The sequence below is a fragment of the Bacillus sp. MM2020_4 genome (assembly GCF_011250555.1).
Classification (GTDB): Bacteria; Bacillota; Bacilli; order Bacillales; family Cytobacillaceae; genus Neobacillus.
Window position 1 is genome coordinate 1 of record NZ_JAANMZ010000002.1, and the last position, 20,657, is coordinate 20,657.

Annotated in this window: 24 protein-coding genes; 7 read left to right on the forward strand and 17 right to left on the reverse strand. The window is 41.3% G+C overall.

The genetic code is table 11. The features are described from left to right. Positions 1–34 precede the first annotated feature (34 nt). The 9 genes from G6554_RS01775 to G6554_RS01815 all read right to left on the reverse strand — a co-directional run bounded on the left by G6554_RS01775 (position 35) and on the right by G6554_RS01815 (position 8,016). Entirely contained in the window at positions 35–1,339 is a 1,305-nt protein-coding gene (locus tag G6554_RS01775; RefSeq protein WP_166238153.1) for a pyrimidine-nucleoside phosphorylase, read from the reverse strand. A gap of 29 nt (positions 1,340–1,368) precedes the next feature. Next, positions 1,369–2,190 carry a purine-nucleoside phosphorylase gene (locus G6554_RS01780; protein WP_166238155.1) on the reverse strand — a complete coding sequence of 274 codons (822 nt, stop codon included), beginning with the start codon at positions 2,188–2,190 and terminating at the stop codon, positions 1,369–1,371. A gap of 15 nt (positions 2,191–2,205) precedes the next feature. After that, positions 2,206–3,390: a phosphopentomutase gene (gene deoB, locus G6554_RS01785; protein WP_166238157.1), complete on the reverse strand. Its 1,185-nt coding sequence runs from the start codon at positions 3,388–3,390 to the stop codon at positions 2,206–2,208. Positions 3,391–3,650: 260 nt separating this feature from the next. Further along, on the reverse strand, positions 3,651–4,544 hold the full coding sequence (xerD, locus tag G6554_RS01790) for a site-specific tyrosine recombinase XerD (protein ID WP_166238159.1): 894 nt from the start codon (positions 4,542–4,544) through the stop codon (positions 3,651–3,653). 5 nt (positions 4,545–4,549) lie between these two features. Continuing rightward, entirely contained in the window at positions 4,550–4,777 is a 228-nt protein-coding gene (locus tag G6554_RS01795) for a YqzK family protein (protein WP_166238161.1), read from the reverse strand. A 164-nt stretch (positions 4,778–4,941) separates the two neighbouring features. Then, positions 4,942–5,406: a ferric iron uptake transcriptional regulator gene (gene fur, locus G6554_RS01800; protein WP_166238163.1), complete on the reverse strand. Its 465-nt coding sequence runs from the start codon at positions 5,404–5,406 to the stop codon at positions 4,942–4,944. A gap of 111 nt (positions 5,407–5,517) precedes the next feature. Further along, entirely contained in the window at positions 5,518–6,162 is a 645-nt protein-coding gene (gene spoIIM, locus G6554_RS01805) for a stage II sporulation protein M (protein WP_166238165.1), read from the reverse strand. Between the two features lie 139 nt (positions 6,163–6,301). Beyond that, entirely contained in the window at positions 6,302–7,465 is a 1,164-nt protein-coding gene (locus tag G6554_RS01810; RefSeq protein ID WP_166238167.1) for an endonuclease Q family protein, read from the reverse strand. Continuing rightward, on the reverse strand, positions 7,462–8,016 hold the full coding sequence (locus G6554_RS01815) for an NUDIX domain-containing protein (RefSeq protein ID WP_166238169.1): 555 nt from the start codon (positions 8,014–8,016) through the stop codon (positions 7,462–7,464). Before G6554_RS01815 ends, G6554_RS01810 begins: the two co-directional genes overlap by 4 nt. A gap of 72 nt (positions 8,017–8,088) precedes the next feature. Here G6554_RS01815 and mciZ point away from each other — a divergent pair, with 72 nt between their 5' ends. After that, positions 8,089–8,220, forward strand: a complete 132-nt coding sequence (gene mciZ, locus G6554_RS01820) for a Z-ring formation inhibitor MciZ (protein ID WP_166238171.1) — start codon at positions 8,089–8,091, stop codon at positions 8,218–8,220. Between the two features lie 78 nt (positions 8,221–8,298). Continuing rightward, positions 8,299–9,210 carry an aldo/keto reductase gene (locus tag G6554_RS01825; protein ID WP_166238173.1) on the forward strand — a complete coding sequence of 304 codons (912 nt, stop codon included), beginning with the start codon at positions 8,299–8,301 and terminating at the stop codon, positions 9,208–9,210. 26 nt (positions 9,211–9,236) lie between these two features. Here G6554_RS01825 and G6554_RS01830 read toward each other — a convergent pair whose 3' ends face one another. The 4 genes from G6554_RS01830 to G6554_RS01845 form a co-directional block, all read right to left on the reverse strand. Then, positions 9,237–9,491, reverse strand: a complete 255-nt coding sequence (locus G6554_RS01830) for a YqkE family protein (protein WP_166238175.1) — start codon at positions 9,489–9,491, stop codon at positions 9,237–9,239. A 105-nt stretch (positions 9,492–9,596) separates the two neighbouring features. After that, entirely contained in the window at positions 9,597–10,265 is a 669-nt protein-coding gene (locus G6554_RS01835) for a 3-oxoacid CoA-transferase subunit B (RefSeq protein WP_166238177.1), read from the reverse strand. Positions 10,266–10,288: 23 nt separating this feature from the next. Further along, the gene (locus G6554_RS01840; RefSeq protein WP_166238179.1) at positions 10,289–10,978 is read right to left on the reverse strand and encodes a CoA transferase subunit A; all 690 of its coding nucleotides are present in this window, start codon (positions 10,976–10,978) and stop codon (positions 10,289–10,291) included. A gap of 29 nt (positions 10,979–11,007) precedes the next feature. Continuing rightward, complete coding sequence (locus tag G6554_RS01845) at positions 11,008–12,195, reverse strand: acetyl-CoA C-acetyltransferase (protein ID WP_166238181.1); 1,188 nt, start codon at positions 12,193–12,195, stop codon at positions 11,008–11,010. 148 nt (positions 12,196–12,343) lie between these two features. On the opposite strand from G6554_RS01845, the gene G6554_RS01850 reads away from it, so the two are divergent. From G6554_RS01850 to G6554_RS01860, 3 genes are all read left to right on the forward strand, one after another. Next, positions 12,344–13,246, forward strand: coding sequence for a hydroxymethylglutaryl-CoA lyase (locus G6554_RS01850; protein WP_481747895.1), 903 nt, complete (start codon positions 12,344–12,346; stop codon positions 13,244–13,246). Positions 13,247–13,325: 79 nt separating this feature from the next. Then, the gene (locus G6554_RS01855; protein WP_007084956.1) at positions 13,326–13,466 is read left to right on the forward strand and encodes a hypothetical protein; all 141 of its coding nucleotides are present in this window, start codon (positions 13,326–13,328) and stop codon (positions 13,464–13,466) included. Between the two features lie 137 nt (positions 13,467–13,603). Continuing rightward, the gene (locus G6554_RS01860; protein ID WP_166238185.1) at positions 13,604–14,524 is read left to right on the forward strand and encodes an alpha/beta hydrolase; all 921 of its coding nucleotides are present in this window, start codon (positions 13,604–13,606) and stop codon (positions 14,522–14,524) included. A gap of 22 nt (positions 14,525–14,546) precedes the next feature. Here G6554_RS01860 and G6554_RS01865 read toward each other — a convergent pair whose 3' ends face one another. Next, entirely contained in the window at positions 14,547–14,879 is a 333-nt protein-coding gene (locus tag G6554_RS01865; RefSeq protein ID WP_166238188.1) for an iron-sulfur cluster biosynthesis family protein, read from the reverse strand. Between the two features lie 145 nt (positions 14,880–15,024). Here G6554_RS01865 and G6554_RS01870 point away from each other — a divergent pair, with 145 nt between their 5' ends. Beyond that, the gene (locus G6554_RS01870) at positions 15,025–15,231 is read left to right on the forward strand and encodes a CDGSH iron-sulfur domain-containing protein (RefSeq protein ID WP_166238190.1); all 207 of its coding nucleotides are present in this window, start codon (positions 15,025–15,027) and stop codon (positions 15,229–15,231) included. 37 nt (positions 15,232–15,268) lie between these two features. On the opposite strand, the gene G6554_RS01875 is transcribed toward G6554_RS01870, so the two are convergent. Together G6554_RS01875 and G6554_RS01880 are read right to left on the reverse strand one after the other, a co-directional pair. Next, entirely contained in the window at positions 15,269–15,604 is a 336-nt protein-coding gene (locus tag G6554_RS01875) for a YolD-like family protein (RefSeq protein ID WP_166238192.1), read from the reverse strand. A 142-nt stretch (positions 15,605–15,746) separates the two neighbouring features. Continuing rightward, positions 15,747–17,006 carry a Y-family DNA polymerase gene (locus G6554_RS01880; protein WP_166238194.1) on the reverse strand — a complete coding sequence of 420 codons (1,260 nt, stop codon included), beginning with the start codon at positions 17,004–17,006 and terminating at the stop codon, positions 15,747–15,749. Positions 17,007–17,154: 148 nt separating this feature from the next. Between G6554_RS01880 and G6554_RS01885 the strand changes: the two genes are divergently transcribed. After that, on the forward strand, positions 17,155–17,346 hold the full coding sequence (locus tag G6554_RS01885) for a YqzH family protein (protein WP_166238196.1): 192 nt from the start codon (positions 17,155–17,157) through the stop codon (positions 17,344–17,346). 71 nt (positions 17,347–17,417) lie between these two features. On the opposite strand, the gene G6554_RS01890 is transcribed toward G6554_RS01885, so the two are convergent. Then, positions 17,418–20,594: an SNF2 helicase associated domain-containing protein gene (locus G6554_RS01890; RefSeq protein WP_166238198.1), complete on the reverse strand. Its 3,177-nt coding sequence runs from the start codon at positions 20,592–20,594 to the stop codon at positions 17,418–17,420. Positions 20,595–20,657 lie beyond the last annotated feature (63 nt).

Below are 20,657 nucleotides of genomic sequence, written 5' to 3' on the forward strand. Positions count from 1 at the left end.
GTGCCTGTCACCCTTTACCATTTTTCTATTGTGTTTATTGTGTTATTTCTTCGTGAATGAGGATTGGTGCATCTATTTTGGCTGTTGAAATCCTAATATTTTGATATAGTTTTTCTTTTACTTCTTCAACATTTTCAAAGTTGCTGTATATGGTTACAATTGATTCGCCTTTTTTCACTTGGTCTCCGATTTTCTTTCTTAATACAAGGCCTACCGCTAGGTCAATTACGGATTCTTTTGTTGCTCTTCCTGCTCCTAACAACATGGCTGCCGTCCCAACCTCATCGGCCACAATTTCAGCTACATAGCCGTCCTCTTTTGCTTCAAGTTCAATAATATATTTTGCTTGCGGCATTTTAGATGGATCTTCGACAATGGAAGCATCCCCGCCTTGAGAGCTTAAAAATACTTTTAATTTTTCAAGTGCAGAACCATCTTTAATCACATTTTCCAGCATGGTACGGGCTTCTGTTAATGAATCAGCTTTTTTCGCTAAGTAGACCATATGACTTCCAAGGGTTAAACAAAGCTCTGTTAAATCTTCAGGACCTTCCCCTTTTAGGGTATCAATCGCTTCCTTTACCTCAAGTGCGTTTCCAATAGCAAATCCCAAGGGCTGGCTCATATCGGAAATAACAGCCATTGTTCTTCTGCCCACATTATTCCCGATCCGAACCATTGCCTTAGCTAATTCACGTGAGTCGTCCAGTGTTTTCATGAAGGCACCAGCACCTGTCTTAACATCAAGAACAATCGCATCCGCACCGGCAGCAATCTTTTTACTCATGATGGAGCTTGCGATGAGCGGAATACTATCAACAGTAGCTGTTACATCTCTTAACGCATATAGCTTTTTATCAGCAGGTGTTAAATTACCGCTTTGCCCAATAACGGCAATCTTGTTTTTATTAACAAGATCCATAAATTCATCATTTTCAATTTCAACATGGAAGCCTTTAACCGCCTCTAATTTATCAATCGTGCCGCCTGTATGACCTAAGCCGCGGCCAGACATTTTGGCAACAGGGACGCCCAGTGCAGCAACAAGCGGCCCAAGAACAAGTGTGGTTGTGTCACCTACGCCTCCAGTAGAATGTTTATCCACTTTAATTCCTTCGATTTGCGATAAATCAATTTGATCACCCGATTCAACCATTGCCATCGTTAGATCGGCTCTTTCCTTTTCCGTCATTCCCATAAAGTAAATAGCCATTGTTAAGGCACTTACCTGATAATCTGGTATAGAACCGTCGGTGTATCCATTAATAATAAAGTTTATTTCTTCTGTTGATAGTTCATGTCCATCTCTTTTTTTCTCAATTAGGTCAACCATTCTCATTTTTATCACCACTTCATTAAATTGGTCATTTATTTTGCGATATTTTTTACAATTTCTTTTACATAGGAAAGGAAATCAGCTTTCACTCTTTCAGTCGTTTCAATTACCTCATCATGTGTTAACGGTTGATCAAGGATGCCGGCAGCCATATTCGAAATACATGAAATACCCAAAACCTTCATCCCACTGTGGCGGGCAACAATGACCTCAGGTACGGTAGACATGCCGACCGCATCCCCCCCCATTACCCGAACCATTCGAATTTCCGCTGGGGTTTCATAAACTGGCCCTGGATTTCCAAAATAAACACCCTCTTTAACCTTGATGTTTAAGCGGCCTGAAACCTCCTTTGCAACCGCACGCAATTCTTTTGAATATGCCTCAGACATATCAGGAAAACGAACACCAAGATTAGAGTCATTAGGTCCAATTAACGGATTAGTCCCCATATTATTAATATGATCGGTAATGATCATTAAATCTCCGGCAGAGAAGCTTTCATTTACTCCACCTGCAGCGTTGGTGACGATTAACATTTCAACGCCAAGTTCTTTCATGACACGAACTGGGAATGTCACCTTGTCCATGCTGTAGCCTTCATAAAAATGAAACCGGCCTTGCATGGCGACAACCTCGATACCATTCAGTAATCCAAATACGAGTTGTCCGGCATGACCTTCAACTGTTGATACTGGAAAATCTGGAATTTCATTGTATGGTATTTTTACAGGGGTTGTAATTTCATCTGCTAGAACCCCTAATCCAGAACCTAAAATAAGACCTATTCTTGGCGTATTTGGATATTTTTCTTTTAAAAAGCTAGCTGCATTTTGGATATTCTCAAAGTTCATCCTTTTTCTCCTTCCTTATTCCAATTCATTTAAAAAGCTTTTACCATAGGTAGGCATTTTCACTTTAAAGTTGTCAGCAACAGTTGCTCCTAAGTCAGCAAATGTTTCCCGTAAAGGAAGTTCTTTTCCTTCTGCCATACTTTTTGAGTAAACAAGTAATGGCACATATTCCCTTGTATGGTCTGTACCTGGAGCAACAGGATCATTTCCGTGGTCAGCTGTAATCATTAACAGGTCATCTTCCTTCATTTTTGCAAACACTTCTGGCAAACGGGCATCATATTCCTCCAGTGCTTTCCCATAGCCTTCAGGGTCACGGCGATGGCCGTATAACGCATCAAAATCTACCAAATTCACAAAACTAATTCCTGTAAAATCCATATCAAAGGTTTCGACAAGTTTATCCATGCCATCCATATTGGAAACTGTTCTAAGCGATTGAGTCACACCTTCCCCATCATAAATATCAGAAATCTTTCCGATGGCAATAACATCAAAGCCGGAGTCTTTTAATTCACTCATCACCGTACGGTCAAATGGTTTTAAAGCATAATCGTGTCGATTTGGTGTCCGTTTAAAGTTTCCTGGTTCGCCCAAAAATGGCCGGGCAATAATGCGACCTACCATATATTTTTCATCAAGTGTCAACTCACGTGCAATTTTGCAAATAGTATATAGCTCTTCAAGAGGGACGATCTCCTCATGAGCAGCAATTTGAAGGACCGAGTCCGCGGAAGTATAGACGATCAATGCGCCCGTTTTCATGTGCTCTTCGCCAAGCTCAACAAGAATCTCTGTTCCACTTGCAGGCTTATTGCCAATAATTTTTCGACCAGTCCTTTTTTCTAATTCAGATAAAAGTTCATCAGGAAACCCTTCTGGGAAAACGCGGAAGGGAGTTTGTATATTAAGACCCATGATTTCCCAGTGCCCTGTCATCGTATCCTTCCCATTAGAGGCCTCCATCATTTTTGTATAAAATGCTAGCGGTTTTTCTGCTTTTTCAATCCCCTTAATTTCACGAATATTACTGAGACCTAACATTGCCATATTTGGCATGGTAAGCCCGTTCATTTTTTCCGCAATATGTCCATAAGTATCGGCACCTTTGTCACCAAATTTTTCTGCATCGGGTGCCTCACCAATACCAACCGAATCCATTACAATGATAAAAATACGTTTATATGTAGTTAGAGACATAGATTCTTCCTCCTTCTTTCAATAGAAACCGTTTGCAAACATAAAAGTAACACTGCTATGTTTCCCATTTTTCTAAAGAATATGAAACCTATTCAATTTTATTCGTCAGAAGTCTGACATCTATATTGTACTAAATGATTTAAAAATTACAAGAAAAAAGCTGCCCAAAATTTCGGCAACTTTTTGACACTTTTGTTCATATATTAACGGGCGGAGAACGTAACTGATGAAAATTTCACTTTACCCAAACTAGCAGTCTATCATGCTCGCGGATGAAACTTACTATATACATCCTTTAATCTTGTCTTTGTAACACTTGTATATATTTGCGTAGTGGAAATATCTGCATGTCCTAACATCTCTTGAACGGCTCTTAGGTCTGCACCATTTTCCAGTAAATGTGTGGCAAACGAATGGCGAAGGGTATGAGGTGTAAGCTCATTTTCTATTCCGGCTTCTTTTGCTAGTCTTTTTAAGATCTTCCAAAACCCTTGTCTTGTTAATCGATGACCTTGATGATTTAAAAACAAGGCATCATCACGGTGTTTTATGGTAACAAAATGAGGTCTTCCATTTTCAACATATTGCTTAATTGCCTCCGCAGCAGTTCTTCCGATTGGAATAATTCGCTCTTTATTACCTTTCCCCATACAACGAACGAATCCCATAGTCAGATGGATGTCTTCCATATCAAGGCCAATTAGCTCACTTACACGAATACCGGTTGCGTATAAAAGCTCTAGCATAGCCTTGTCCCTTATTCCAAAGTGGTCATGTGGATCCGGTGCATTCAACAGAATCTCAACCTCGGTTAAACTTAATACCTTTGGAAGCGTCCTTTCAAGCTTTGGTGACTCAATTAGAACGGATGGGTCTTGGTCTGTTGCCTTATCCCTTAATAAAAATTGATGGAAAGAGCGAACAGAGGCAATATGTCTTGCAAGTGTTTTTGCGGACTTCCCATGATCCTTTAAAAAGCTTAAAAAATGAATGATATGGACACGTTGTACCTCATTTAAAGCTTGAATGGACTCCACTTCTTTTAGATAATGAAGATAGCTTTTTAAATCACGCTCATATGAAACAATTGTATTCTTAGCCAACCCTTTTTCTACATTCAAGTAATTTATAAAAGCTTTTAACTGTTCTTCCATCACTTTTACTCCCCATTTAAATAAAACAACATCAGCCGATCCAACATGGATGAACTTTTTTCACTCACTGCCGTTGAAACTCTTAATGCAGCACCTTCTGGTTCATCATAGCGATGATAATTTTGGTATTCTTCGGATACCCACATGATACCATAATAAAATAGAATCGTGCACCCGGTGAATAGGATAAAAACCTTTACCGTTTGCAGCGCCATTTTAATAAAAGAAATCATCCTTCTTCCCCCATTTGCGATTATCTAGTAAAAGGTATGCCTAATTGTACAAGTTTTATACCTGTAAATCAGAAATGGAGGGATTTATTTGTTCCGAATCAATGCGTCACCCATGTGGCCAGGAATGAAAAAAAGCCCTTTCGATTAAAAGGACCTTATTCTTATTATTCAGCTTTCTCTTCTTCTTTCACTTTATCTTGGCATCGGTAACAGATTCCGTGGAAGGTAAGGCGATGGTCTTTGATTTTAAAATTCCATCTGCGCTCGACAACCTCTTCTACGTCTTCGAGTAAATCTTCCTGGATTTCATCAACAGCACCACATTCAATACAAACAAGGTGATGATGAAAATGAGCTGCCCCCTCCTGGCGAAGATCGTAGCGGGATACTCCGTCACCAAAGTTTATTTTATCGACAATTTTTAATTCTGTTAGCAATTCTAAGGTCCGATAAACAGTTGCTAAACCAATCTCAGGCGATTTTTCTTTTACGAGGAGGTACACATCTTCTGCACTTAAATGATCCTCTTCATTTTCTAGCAAAACTCGAACAGTTGCTTCACGCTGGGGCGTTAATTTATAGCTTGCAGAATGCAACTGTTTCTTAATTCTATCGATTCTAGTTTCCATCTTGAAGGCCCTCCCTCGCCACTGTTAATTCTCATTATAACAGATGACAAAAGAGATTCAAAATAAAATTATTATAAACAAGAATATATAATTTATATTATTTAATAACTATTATAAACTAGTAGAACTAATGATAGTCTTCATTAACCATGGTGATAAGTAGGCTTCAATCCCAGATGCCACAGAGATAAAAATGACTGCAGCCATCAAAGCAAAAATATATCCTTTAAAAAACGGTATAATAGGCTGGGAGTATTTTTTCATAAACTGCTTTCTAATCATTCTTAATGAGAATATTACTGAGAATGCAGCCATCAAAATGAACACAGGGATGATAATCACATTTTGGGGCAAAATCGATACCAAGGCTAGCATGAAGCCTTTCCATCCCATCTGGCTAACAAGAAAGCCAACTGTAAATCCAACCACCATCCCCTTTATAAACAAGAGGATAAGGATTACTGGCAGGCCGATAATCGATATTCCAAGGATCCACATAAGGCCGATAAACTTACCGTTATGGAAAAGGCTTTGCAAAAATAAGTCGTTGTCTTCTGCCACTTTACCGTCAGAAACTTGGCCAAAAAATTGAGACAGATAGTAGAATAAATCTTCCTTCTGAGTAATGCTCATGCTATTGACAACGATAGCCCCGAAGATTACCCCCATTAAAAATAATACGACAATAAATAGGAAAATTGAGGAATGCTCACGGAAATAAGTAGCGGCATCGGACTGGTACAATCGTTTTTTCATCTGCTTTTCCTCCTATAATTCTCAAGGTAAGTTATTACATTCTATGCCGATCTAGTTTTTCTATGACCAAATTTTATTTAATAGAGTATCTAAAAACCCGATAGCCTGAGGCTATCGGGTTCGTTTTCGTTCTATACTTTTAATCAGCGATTTTTCCGTATTTACCACCGCCGCCTGCAGCTAAATTCACTTTGCCTTCGCGTGCTTTCATGATAAGGTCAGCAATCTTGGGCGGGACCACCTCATGTAGTGCCTCATATGGAACCTCATGTAAAATAGCCATTTCACTGCCAAAGTGGTTGACAAGCTTTTCAAGTAACTTTGGTCCGAGTCCTGGAATGAATTCAAGCGGTACTTGATGGACGTATGGGGGCCGGTCTTCCCGTCCTTTTTCAGCTGTCTTCAGTTCCAGAATTCTGTCTGCTACCCCTTTAATAATCTTTTTGCTTCCGCAAAGCGTGCATATTTGGTCATCATCAGTGGCTGGATTATGACATTCCGCACACACTGTTTTGTGGTATTTTCCGAGATATGGATCAAGGCCATAATTGGCGATAATTTTTCGGTCGTCTTCTCCCTTTAACGCCCTTTGCAATTCTAAAAACGTGGGTTGTTCCATCGCAATTACTTGGTATTCACGGGCAATTTTCGCCAGCGAGTGAGCATCAGAGTTGGTTACAAAGGGATATTGGTGTAACTCTTTTATCTGGTCTGCCATTTCGGTATTAGAGCTTAATCCTAGTTCAATCCCATCTATCAACTTCGGATCTAATACCTCTGTTAATGACTTGTTAACCCCTTTACCATATAAGCTTTTAAAGGGTGTAAACACATGGGCCGGTATAAAAATACCGCCCAATTCCTTTACTTTTTTTTGCAGGACACGACCAGTGACGTAAATTCGTTGAGAACTTAATTGAATATTTTTCAAATGCCCCGAAAGCCACATGGAGAATTCCCTCATCACTGAAAGATTCGGGAAATAACACAGTAAGTGAATCGGGCCGTTACACCCTTCATCATATATCTCCAATTCCGAACCGGGGATCACAGTTAAATCGCCAAAGACCAACCCGCCTTCCGGATGTTCAAAGACTTCTCCACTTTCAATCAGGCTTTCCATTTCTTGAATGACTTCAGGAGAATGACTGTCAATGATTCCAACCATATTGAGCCCTTTTTCATGGCGCGCATGTTCAATAATATTCGTAAACGTTAATGTTTTGGCCCCGGTGATTTTGACCGGCTTTCCAGTCCATGTCCGGCCGATATGAATATGTAAGTCTACATAGTAGCGATTCATTTATTTTTCAACGCCTCTTGTAATTGTAAGTATTGAACAGCAAATATTGTTTTTGCATCATAAATCTTTTGTTCCTTTACATATTGTTCCGCTTCTTCAAGCGTTAATTCCTCAAGATTGACAAACTCATCTTCGTCAAGAGCAGCAGCATTTTCCTTTTTGGTAAGTCCTTTTGCTAAATAGACATGGACGATCTCGTCGGCGAATCCGGGTGAAGTATAAAATGAAGTAAGTAGTTCCAGACTTTCACATTCATAACCCGTTTCTTCCTCTAATTCGCGGCGCGCGCAAAGTGCCGGTTCTTCGCCTTTTTCAAGTTTTCCTGCCGGTATTTCTACAATTATTCTTTCTAACGCTTTGCGGTATTGTTCAACCATTACCACTTTGTTGTCATCCGTAATAGCTAATATGGCGACAGCACCAGGATGTTTTATAATTTCACGTTTCGCCTGTTTACCATTCGGCAATTCAACATCCTGCAGATGGAGGCTGATTATTTTTCCTGAAAAAATTTCTTCGCTATGGAGCGTTTTTTCTTCGAGTTTAGTCATTACTGTCTCTCCTGTTCTTTCCAATTAGTTCTCGTCATACATTTTATCATACTTTAAATGGAGGGGTATGGGATGAAGGTTATCGTGCATGAAAAGGGAATTACCCTTGTTGGCAAGGGCTGGGAAATCCTGCAAAAGCTTAAGGAATATAACAAGGAATACGCTTCCGTTTCCGATTGGATTCAAAATGTAACGCAAAAATAAGACCTGTTGTTTGTAGTCTGCCCTGTCCTTGCGTAAAATTATAAGAGAGCTAGTCAAGGAATAGGACGGGGTGATTTTTTGAAAAAGAGAAAGCTTGGGAAATCCGATTTGTATGTGAGCGAATTAGGGCTTGGTTGTATGTCTGTTGGCACAGAAGTGGCGGTTGCTCAGAGAATTATTGAGGCAGCACTTGAGGAGGGCATCAATTTTTTTGATACGGCCGATTTATATGATTTGGGTGAAAATGAAAAGATAGTTGGACAGGCTTTGAAAGATGTCCGGGAACAAGTCATTATTGCCACAAAAGTCGGGAACCGCTGGAACAAGAATCAGGAAGGATGGTCGTGGGATCCTTCAAAGACGTATATAAAAGAAGCGGTGAAAAATAGTTTGAAGCGGCTTGGAACCGATTATATTGATCTTTATCAATTACATGGAGGCACGATCGAAGACCCGATTGAGGAAACAATTGAGGCGTTTGAAGAATTGAAGGCAGAAGGTTTTATTCGCTATTATGGAATTTCATCGATCCGTCCAAACGTAATCAGGGAGTATGTTGAGAAGTCCGACATTGTGTCTGTGATGATGCAATACAATATGCTAGACCGCCGCCCTGAGGAAGAAGCATTACCTCTTCTTCGGGAACAGGGTATTAGTGTTGTCACTCGTGGGCCACTTGCCAAGGGACTATTAAGTGATAAATTGTTAGAAAAGGCTTCTGAAAAAGGGTATCTCGATTATAACTATGAAGAGCTGCGTGCGATATTACCTTTGTTAAAGGAAAAAGTGGCTGCAACCCGTTCGTTTACGGAAGTCGCTCTACAGTATAATCTCGCTAACCCTACTGTAGCATCTGTTATTGCCGGTGCAAGCAGCCCAGAGCAGATAAAGAATAATGCCGAGGCAGTTCGAAGCCAGTCGCTTTCTGATGAGGAGGTTACAGTGATTAAGGAGTTAACGAAAGCGAGTATTTATAAGGATCATCGTTAAAAAGGGGAGCTTGCCGCTCTCCCTTTTTATTTAAATTCCTTCCAATTCATTCCGCTCTCGTTTAACAGTTCTTCGAAGGATTTATTTTTTTCCTTCAGCCTTCGTTCTTCCCGCTTTCGCTCTTCATCCGCTGCTTTTCTTTTTTCCTCTTCAGCCTTAAGGTGATCCTGTTGTTCTTTTAATTGCTTCATTAAGTTAGGATCAATTAAATCTTTCAGTGTTACCGCTGAATCTTCCTTTTTTGGTTTAGATTGATTATTTTGTTTCCTTTGCTTTTTCATTCTAAACGCCTCCAAAATCAAAATCTCGTTTTCTATTATACCATTTCAAACAATCTTCTTAATATTAAAAAGGTAGACTGTTCTTGCTCAGTCTACCTTCACGATTTAAAAAGCTTCTAATATAACATTTTCATCCACATGCAATGCTGCTTCTGTTGACGCGACAACTTCATCAACCGTAAACCCTTGGGCCACTTCCACAAGCCTTAACCCGGAATCAGTCACATCCATGACTGCGCGCTCGGTGATAATTCGGTTGACTACCCCTCTTCCCGTTAGTGGAAGGGTGCATTCTTTTAAGATTTTTGATTCGCCTTTTTTATTTACATGCTCCATGATGACGATGATTTTCTGTGCTCCATGGACAAGATCCATTGCACCACCCATTCCTTTAATCATCTTTCCCGGAATCATCCAGTTCGCCAAGTCCCCTGTTTCAGATACTTCCATACCGCCGAGAATTGCTAGATTGACATGTCCGCCGCGAATCATCGCAAACGATTCAGCACTATCAAAATAGGCTGCACCACTTATGGCCGTCACCGTTTCTTTCCCGGCATTTATTAAATCAGGATCGACCATGTCTTCGTGAGGATATGGACCAATGCCGAGAAGTCCATTTTCCGATTGCAGGACAACCTGCTTATTTTCCGTAATATAATTGGCAACGAGGGTTGGCATCCCGATACCTAGGTTGACATAAAAGCCGTTTTCTATTTCTTTTTCTGCTCTAATTGCAATTCTTTCTCTGACAGAGGCCTTTTCATTTGCCATCGATGTTTCTCCCTTCCTCCACTCTATTTTTTCACGGTTAATCGCTCAATTCTTTTTTCCTGTGTTCCTTCAATAATTGTCTGAACATAGATGCTTGGGGTATGAATAAAATTAGCATCCAGTTCACCGATTTCATAAAGTGTTTCAACTTCGGCAATCGTCACTTTCCCGGCTGCGGCAATTATTGGATTAAAGTTTCTTGCTGTTTTGTGGTAAACAAGATTTCCCATCTTATCACCTTTCCAAGCCCTTACCAAACTAAAGTCGGCCGTCAGCCCCTCTTCTAGAAGATATTCCCGACCGTTAAACATTTTCGTTTCTTTTCCTTCGGCGATCGGCGTTCCTACACCTGCTGGCGTATAAAATGCCGGTATACCTGCCCCACCTGCGCGGATTTTCTCTGCCAATGTGCCTTGCGGGGTCAATTCTACTTCAAGTTCACCTGTTAAAACCTGTCTCTCAAACTCTTTATTTTCACCTACATATGAGCCTATCATTTTTTTGATTTGTTTATTGTTTAATAGAAGACCAAGTCCCCACTCATCAATTCCACAGTTATTTGAAATGACCGTTAAATCCTTCACACCTTTTTCTGCTAATGCTAAAATCAAGTTCTCTGGAATCCCGCATAAACCAAACCCGCCAACCATTAATGTTGCCCCATCCCGAATATCGGCAACCGCATCCTTGAAGGATGTACAAATCTTCTTCATTTTTGCCCTCTCCCCCTCATAGTAAGGTATTACGCTAGCTCAACAATCGTTGCGACCCCTTGACCGCCGCCAATACAAAGAGTAGCCAATCCTGTCTGTGCATTTCTGCGTTTCATCTCATGGATTAAGGTTACGAGAATTCTTGCCCCGCTAGCTCCAATTGGATGTCCGAGGGCGATGGCACCGCCATTTACGTTTAGGATTTCTTTATTAAAATGCAGTTCGCGGTCAACTGCCAAAGATTGTGCCGCAAAGGCTTCATTTGCTTCAATTAAGTTTAGATCCTCGATTGAAACAGATGCCTTTTCAAGTGCCTTTCTTACTGCTGGTACCGGACCGATTCCCATGATGCTTGGGTCTACTCCGGCACTTGCGTTTGCTTTGATTGTAACTAATGGTTTTATGCCAAGTTCATCAGCTTTTTCCTTGCTCATTACAACAACAGCCGCTGCCCCGTCATTGATTCCGGAGGCATTTCCTGCTGTTACACTGCCATCCTTTTTAAAAGCTGGATGGAGACCTGCCAATTTTTCCGCCGTAGTTCCCTTTTTCGGATATTCGTCCGTTTCAAATATGATGGGTTCACCTTTACGCTGTGGGATAACAATCGGAACGATTTCATCTTTAAATTTGCCCGCTTCCATTGCCCCAACTGCCTTCTCCTGACTCCATGCGGAAAATTCATCTTGTTCTTCCCTAGTAATTGAATACTTTTCTGCCAAATTCTCAGCCGTTATCCCCATATGATAATCATTAAAGACGCATGTAAGCCCGTCTGATGTTAACGTGTCGACTAATTTTTGGTCGCCCATTTTAAAACCGTCGCGGGCATTTTTTAACAGATATGGTGCCTGGCTCATATTTTCCATCCCACCGGCCACAACGATTTCAGCGTCTCCTGCTAAAATAGCCTGTGTAGCCAGGTGCACAGCTTTTAACCCGGAACCGCAAACCTTATTTATCGTCAACGAGGAAACGCTTTCAGGAATCCCCGCCTTAAAGGCTGCCTGTCTTGCCGGGTTTTGTCCTAGGCCTGCTTGAAGCACGTTCCCCATGATGACTTCATCGACTTGTTCTGGCTTTATCCCGGCTTGTTCAAGCGCTCCCTTAATCACCGTGCCGCCTAATTCAGGTGCAGATACATGTTTTAAACCCCCATTAAAATTCCCAAGTGCAGTCCGAACCGCACTAACAATAACTACTTCTTCCAGACTCATTATGCTTCTCTCCTTCAACCTTTTTTACTTTTACTACTTCTAGGAAAACAAAAGAAAATCCTCTTATTTTGTCAAAATTTCTATAATTCTTGATTTTTTGAAATTAAACCCACTACAATGAAAGTATGAAGAATGGAGGTAGATCATGATGTTTACTTTACCTAAAAAAGTGACGATTATTGAGGTTGGACCACGTGATGGGCTGCAAAATGAGAAGTTATTCGTACCGACTGAAATAAAAAAACAATTTATAGCTGGTTTAAGGGAAGCCGGTTTGCAGGAGATGGAGTTGACTTCATTTGTGTCACCCAAATGGGTTCCACAGATGGGGGATGCTGCTGAAATTGTGGCCGACTGCCTTGACGGAAATTCTCGAGATATTGTTTTAGCCCCAAACCGTAAAGGGATTGACCGGCTCTATTCTACTAACTGTAAAGCTGTTGCTGTGTTCGTTGGTGTCAGTAACAGCTTTAATCGTAAAAATATTAACAAGACAACTGAGGATAGTATGTCAGAGCTGAAACCAATGATCCACGAATTAAAACAAAAAAATTATTTTGTCCGTGCCTGCATTTCAACATCGTTTTATTGTCCTTATGAAGGGAAAATCAATGAAAGTGATACGTTAGCGCTTTGCCGTGAATTTGTCGAGGCAGGGGTTGATGAATTAAGCGTAGCAGATACGATTGGGATGGCTTCACCGAATGAAGCCTACTCTTTATTTTCTAAATTAAAAGCAGTTTTCCCTGACATCCTCTTAACCGCCCATTTCCATGACACGAGGAAGCTTGCCCTTGCAAATATTTTTGCTTCCCTTCAGGCTGGGATTGATCGGTTCGATACCTCTGCAGGTGGGCTTGGCGGCTGTCCGTTTGCACCGGGTGCGAGCGGAAATGCTGCGACGGAGGATGTTGTTTATATGCTTGAGCGGATGGGGATTGATACCTCTGTTAATCTTAAAAAGTTGATGGATGCGATTGAAATTGTTCGCCCACATCTATCAAGGCAGATTGAAACCGGCTACTATCGGCTTCATGCCCAAATTGTCTAGAATATTTTTATCATGAATAATCAATCTTCTACTAATCCATCTTATTAAATGGGACTAACTTTGAAGGGAGATTATATTCATGAGCCAAAAACGCGATAAAGGAAACAGTCAAAGCGGGAAAAACTATGCTGATACAGCAGGTGGAGGCAAGCGGATGATCGCCGCCGAAGAACTTGAAAAAGCCCTGCACCCAACGAAAAGGCAGAATTCAGAGCAATAAAGGATCCTCGAAACTTAGAAGCCGCCCATTGGTGTCCGCGGCTTTTTTCATGTTACAATAAAAATTGTTAATTTATGGACATAGAGAACTTGTTTACCATATCCTATTTAAAATCATACTTCGGGAGGTGGCCTTTATTGAGGAAGGCATTTCGAGCCCTGTTTGTGTTGTTATTTTTCTGGTTATCACTTGCATTATATTTTACAAATCGTGTCATGTATATGAAAAAGAAGGATGAGGAATTGATTTTACGGCGGGAAAAGGAAGCAGGCAGGTATAAACCTGATGAATTTGAATCCTTGCCTAAGCGGGATGTTGATATCCCCTCTCCATTTGGCTATATGATTAAAGCCGTTCTGGTAGAGCCGCATAAGACCAATCGCTATATCATCATTTCACATGGTGTAACAGAAACGAAAATCAATTCGATTAAATATGCGAACCTTTTCTTAGAGCGCGGGTTTAATGCTTTAATTTATGACCATCGCCGCCATGGGGAATCCGGAGGCAAGACGACCAGCTTCGGCCATTATGAAAAATTCGATTTAAAAACGGTCGTTGACTGGCTCAAAAGGGAGAAAGGGTCTGAATTGGAACTTGGTATCCACGGTGAATCAATGGGGGCCGCTACCATGCTGTTATACGCCGGGCTTCTTGAGGACGGTGCTGATTTTTATATTGCCGATTGTCCATTCTCTGATTTTAAGGAGCAGCTTGCCTACTTGATAAAAAAAGACTTCAAGCTTATCCCTGGTCTTTTACTGCCGATTGGGGATGCCCTTTTACGGCTGCGAGACAAATATTCAATTCGAAACGTCTCACCGATTTCGGTGATTGAAAATATCAAACATCCTGTCCTTTTTATCCATAGCCGAAAAGACGACTTTATTTTGCCATCCATGTCGAAGGATTTATTTGAACAAAAAAAGGGCCCAAAGATGCTATATATCGCTGAAAACGGCCGACATGCCCAATCCTTTAACGAAAATCGTGCTGATTATGAACGGGTCATTGATGAGTTTTTACAGAAATATATTGATCCTGCCTTACCTAGTTAAAAAACAGACTGCCCATTTGGGATCAGTCTGTTTTTTCTTTGACAATCAGGCTCATGTATCCATTTAACATTTGTTGTGGACTTTTTAATTGGAAGGAATTGGTGCTTCGCGAAAAATCAATCTTCATTTGCTCATCAAAGAAAACCATTTTTGACTTTTCTAGATAAACGGTTCTGTCATTTGTTTCGATGGCGATTTCATCGTCTGCTGTTTCCGGAACAAACCACAAGGCAACAACACCATTTACGGCACAACCACAGCCGTCTGTATCGTATTTTAGTTTTAGATACCCTTCTCTACTCTCTGTTCTCGCATTTATTTTTTCAGCTGCTGCTTCTGTTATGATTATTTCCATACGTAAAACCCCCCTTACTATGCATACAATGATTGTATCACAGTTTTTAAACACTGCTTATTGTTCTGCTTGACCGCCTTTTGTTTGCATTTCCCTGTTATTCCAGTTATTCTCAAACTAATTACGTATTAAAGGGGTGCTCTTTATGTCAAAGATTCAAATTAAGGTAAACGATAATGGTTCGCTGCGAATTACTGGTGATGTAGAATTGTTAGATGGTGAAGGCAACGTATATACAACAAAACCTTCTTTTTCTCTTTGCCGTTGTGGTTTGTCTAAAAATAAACCGTTTTGTGATGGCTCGCATAAAGGGAATTTCCAATCCCAAGTTCGTGTTCCAAAAGAGGATTAAAGGAGAGAAGAGCGGCATCCGTTTGGGGCCGCTTTTTTTATGCATCTGTCATCCTGATGTCGGCAATTGCATTAGTTGGAATCCGGTGCACCTCTTCAAAGCGATCTATCACATGAAGCCTTTGTGTTAGTTCATCCCAGTAATGAATTTTTCCAATTACAATTTCATAATTTCGATTTTGATAATGAGTAATCGTAACGAATTGATCGAACTCAATTGCCTCAGATAAGGTTTCGTTCATGAGTTCCAGCTGTTGCTCATCCATTTCTCGTTTCTGTTCGTATCCATCTTCTTTTACCCAATCCCTGAGCAATTTCACATGTTCAGGAAGCATCATTGACGTCCATTTGATTCTCCCACGGTCGCGAATCATACCGTTTCTACCTCCCTCTGTCAAGCGTAAGCGCCTAGGGCTCGAGGTCATAAGCCAATCCGTCAAGAAGGTTAAAGAGCAACCTTCTCGCCGGCTCGTCTTATGCTTGTCGCCCCTGGGCAAGGCGCTTACGCTTTTCTTACTACCTTTTATGTCCGCCAACTAACGTTGCACGGTGCTTGGCTGTTCCTGCAGCCGTATAGGATACAGCACGCAGGAGTGAACCTGAGCCAAAGCGCTTGCGGACAGAATCCACTACATAGCCAAGCTCCCGCCTCTTATAAGCACCCATATCAAAGAGGTCAAGCTGAAGCTCATGGTCATCGATAATATTACTGATGGCTAGCGAAATCTGCCGTACCGTCTTCCCGGTATAATGCTCATGAAACAGTTCAAGGCAAACGCGGTAAAGCTCCATTGTCACATTCGTTGGCTGCTGGATGGTTCTGGAGCGATGAAAGCCGCCGCCAAATTCATCTTGACTGTAGCCAACTCCGAGACTAATCGTTCTCCCCGCTTTGCGATGCGTCCGTGCTCTTCGGGCGACCTCTTCACACATTTCTAGAATAACCGCCTTAATTTCCTCTTCCTCTTTATAATCCCTTAATAAAATTTGGCTTTTTCCAAAGCTGATCTGTCCTTGAATGAGTGGTGCGCCTAAATCGGAAAGATCGACCCCCCAGGCGTGATAATAAAGCTGGTTCCCCATAATGCCGAATTTCTTTTCCAGCTTTTCTAAATCATAGCGGGCTAGCTGCCCAACCGTGAAGATGCCCATGCCATTTAATGTTTTCTCAACACGCCTGCCAATTCCCCACATTTCCCGGAGCGGCGATACGTTCCAAAGCTTTGTCTCGACATCTTCGTACGTCCATTCAGCTATTCCTTTTTTCTTGGCATCAAGATCAAGGCAAAGCTTCGAGAGTAACATATTGGGGCCAATTCCAACGGCACACGGGAGCTGAAACTCCCGCTCAATGTCATTTTTTATTTTTTGAGCAATCGTGTGGGCATCACCCCACAAATGAATGGCACCGTCGACTTTAATAAAGCTTTCATCGACGCTATAGACATGAATGGCCTCTTTTGGTACATAGCGATTAAACACACGGGAAATTTCTGTTGCAATCCGCAAATAGGTTGCCATTTTGGGCTCCTCAATTTGGATACGCGGATCGTCGGGAATCTCAAAACCCCTAGATCCGGTTTTGATGCCAAATTCTTTTTTGAGCCGTGGTGAGGCAGCAAGCACGACACTCCCTTGCCGCTCCTTGTTCCCAACCACTGCCAGATAGCAATTCAAAGGGTCGAGCCCGAGTATGACAGCGGCACAGCTTGCATAGAAACTCTTCATGTCGACGCATAAAATTTTACTTTTCGGTAATGCGTTGTAATCGACCATGACCTTTCCCCCATACTTACTTTTAGGAACATACGTTCCTTTATATTATATATAATATCATAAGCGAATATGCGTTCGTGTTCAATGGAAATTTTTCGCAGGATTCTGATTAAGAAAAGAGATATACTGTTTGGAGAGGTGTGCGTCGATGGAGAAAAAGCTTGTGCTCAAAATGATCAGGAATTGTTTTAAACAGTATTATGAGGCGGATATGGTACCGATTAGTGATAGTGATTTAAAAGATCTGGCTGGGCGGATTTTTCAAATAAAAGAAGAAGATCCAACTGCGGATTTATTTGAGGTTGTAAATGATGTCGTATATGAGTTTTTAGCAGGTTGATTGTCCTCATGATGATACCATGAGGACATTAATCATCAATGATCTATGAAAACTGTCCACATGAATATTTTTTAAGACAGGATTTCCATAATGTCATCTTCCGTCAAAGTAGAACTACGTTGCTCCTTAGAATCAATAATTTCCTTAATCAAATATCTTTTTTTGTCCTGTAATTCACTAATCTTCTCTTCAATGGTTCCACGGGTTATAAGCTTAATCACTTGAACGGCATTTTTCTGGCCGATGCGGTGCGCTCGGTCAGCTGCCTGCGCCTCAACGGCTGGATTCCACCAGATATCATACAAAATGACCGTATCCGCTCCCGTCAAATTAAGCCCTGTTCCCCCGGCCTTCAAAGAGATCAAGAAGAAGTCACGTTCTCCTTCATTAAATTGCCGGCAAATCTCCAATCGATTTTCGGAAGGAGTTCCGCCATCCAAGTAGAAAAAGGGCAGTCCCTTTTCCGCTAAATTCCTTCCAATCAGCTGAAGCATTTTCGTGAACTGGGAGAAAATCAGTACTCTTCGACCGGATAGCCTGGATTCCTCTACAATACTCATTAGCATGTCAAATTTCGCGGAGCCGCCCTTGTACCCATCCACAAACAACGCCGGATGACAACAAATTTGCCGTAATCTTGTCAAGCCAGCAAGAATTTTGATTCTATTTTTCCGAATCGTATCTTTATCGAGATGCTTCAGCGTATCTTCCCTCAGCTTGGCCAAATAAGCAGCATACAATTTCTTTTGCTCTGGAAGCAGTTCAGCCAGCTCGACAAATTCCAATTTTTCTGGAAGCTCGGAAGCCACATCCTCCTTCATCCTGCGTAGCAAAAAGGGGCGGACCCTTCGTGCGATTTTTTTCCTCGTAAGATTGCTGAATTCCTTCAATCCCTTGAATAGTTCGGGAAAAACAACATGAAAAATAGACCAGAGCTCTTCCGTTGAATTCTCCACTGGTGTACCGGTAAGCGCGAAACGGAAATTGGATTTAAGTCTTTTTACTGCCCGGGCGGTTTGCGTCACTGGATTTTTAAAGGCTTGTGCCTCATCGAAAAAGACCGTGTGGAAGGTTTGTTTCTCATACCACTTAATATCTCGCCGTAGTAACGGATAGGATGTGATAATCACATCCATATTCATGGCCTCTCTCTGGATATCGTACCGTTCTGCTTGATTTCCATCCACGACAACCACTTCCATTTCCGGGGCAAATTTCATCATTTCGCTTAGCCAGTTATATGATAAAGAGGACGGACAAACAACTAGGACTGGCTGTTTCTCTTCACGAATAACAGCAAGCTCTGATAAAATAAACGTAATACTTTGCAGCGTTTTACCAAGCCCCATATCATCGGCAAGAATACCGCCGAACCCGTAGTGAGCCATCGTTTTCAACCATTGATAACCACGTTTTTGATAGTCACGCAAAATGAATTCCAAGCTTTCAGGTACCTCAAACTGCATAGCCTCAGGATGGATAAGGTTATCAAGAAATTGTCGGAAAGAGTCCTCAACTATAAGCACGTGACTTTCATCAATTGAATCAAGCAATGGAAGCCCCTGTAAAATTGAAACCTCGAAGCCATTTTCCAGGTTTTTATTTTCCACCGAAAACCCATTTAAAAAACGTTGAATTTCTCCAAACTCGTTGGATTCTAATGAAAGGAGCGAGCCGCTCCGCAGACGATAATATTTCCTTTTTTCCTCCAGTGCCGCTAGAATCTCTTTGATTTGCTGATGTGAGATTCCATCTAGTTCAAACTTAAATTCCAGCCAATTCGTCCGTTCCTTTTTTAGTCTCACCCTAATGGCTGGAGGAGTATTGCTGCGAAAAATTCGATTTCGCACTGCAGTGGTCGCATAAATTTGCACCAGCTTTTGCAGCTTCGGAACAACATGGGTTAGAAATTCATATTCTAATTCCTCATTGTGTAAAAAAAAGCCGCCTTCGGTTTTGGCGAACGAACTTTCCTCCATCAGCGCCAGAATTTCGTTCTCCTTCTCTTCATCTCTAATGATTCTAGCACCCGCAATAATACCTCGTTCCTCCAAGGGATTGACGATAATATTTTCATAGTGAAACTCCAGACCTGCGAGCAAACGATTTTTCACTCTATCAAGGTACAGCTTGGCATTCAGCGGTGTTTTCATAAATTCCCTTGCTAGCGAAGTGGATAATTGAACATGACCTAATTTTTTTAAACCCGGAATCACTTTTTCGAAAAAATGCTGGATCTGCTCGTGGGGAATGAAAATTTGATTCGTTCCTGAAACATCAAGCATCTGTTTAACATCCGCCAACCGCTGACAATCCTCGGTTTTCATTCTGATGATTTTTCCAGCCGATAATACAGAATCATAGAATTCAAATAAAATCATCCGCGATAGCCCTTTAACTTTTAACAAATAGCCGTTACCTTCCGCTTCAGTAAAATCGAATTGTAGAGGAGGCAGCTCATCTGTTACAGACAATCCATCGTACACATGACCTTCATATTCCAATTTCACCAATGGTGCCCTGGTAAGCAATGCCTGCAGTTGTTTCCAGGAAGATGAGGGAAGCAGCAGCAGCTCCGTACTAGTGTAATTTGATGGGCTCTGATCATCTTGAACTACCTGGATAAGATGCTGAATCACGATATCAGCTTCTTTTTGGAAGCAGTGAAGGCTTGGATTGTACAATAACGAGCTTGAATGCCCCTGGTTCACAGCCTCTAGAAAACGCCTGATATTTTCTACCTTTGTTTGTTCGATGAACAATTCAATTCCAAACATGCAGGATTCCGATTCTAGCATAACGGGTTTAATGATAAACTCCACATCAAGTACTTGCCTGTTTTCAAAATGAAGCTGATGACCGCTTGTCCGTTTTGGCTGGTTATTGAAAATTTTGAGTAAACCTCCGGCCAAATTCCGCTCGTCGTTTGTAGTGCTGGTACTGTCGCCCAGCGGGATCGTTACTTTTCGATGATTATCGTCAATTGCTAACAAAACCGCGGCAATATGCTGGCAGTCCTTTTGAAATGAAGCAAGCTTGGGGCAACTGCACTTGGATTGAAAACTATCTGCATCTTTCTTTTCAATCACTACTTGAAAATCCTCTGTTCCCGCTACGATAGCTTCACAACAATTAGGATTATATTTTTCAATGGTTACTTTATTCGCACGGAAAAATGCCTCACCCCGTTTGAAGGAGACAGCCCCGCACAACTCTTTAATCATTTTTTGCGTTATTTTAATATCCACATGACTGCTCCTTTCCAGGAAGACATCTATGTTAATAGATTAAACCATTATACCATTAACCCA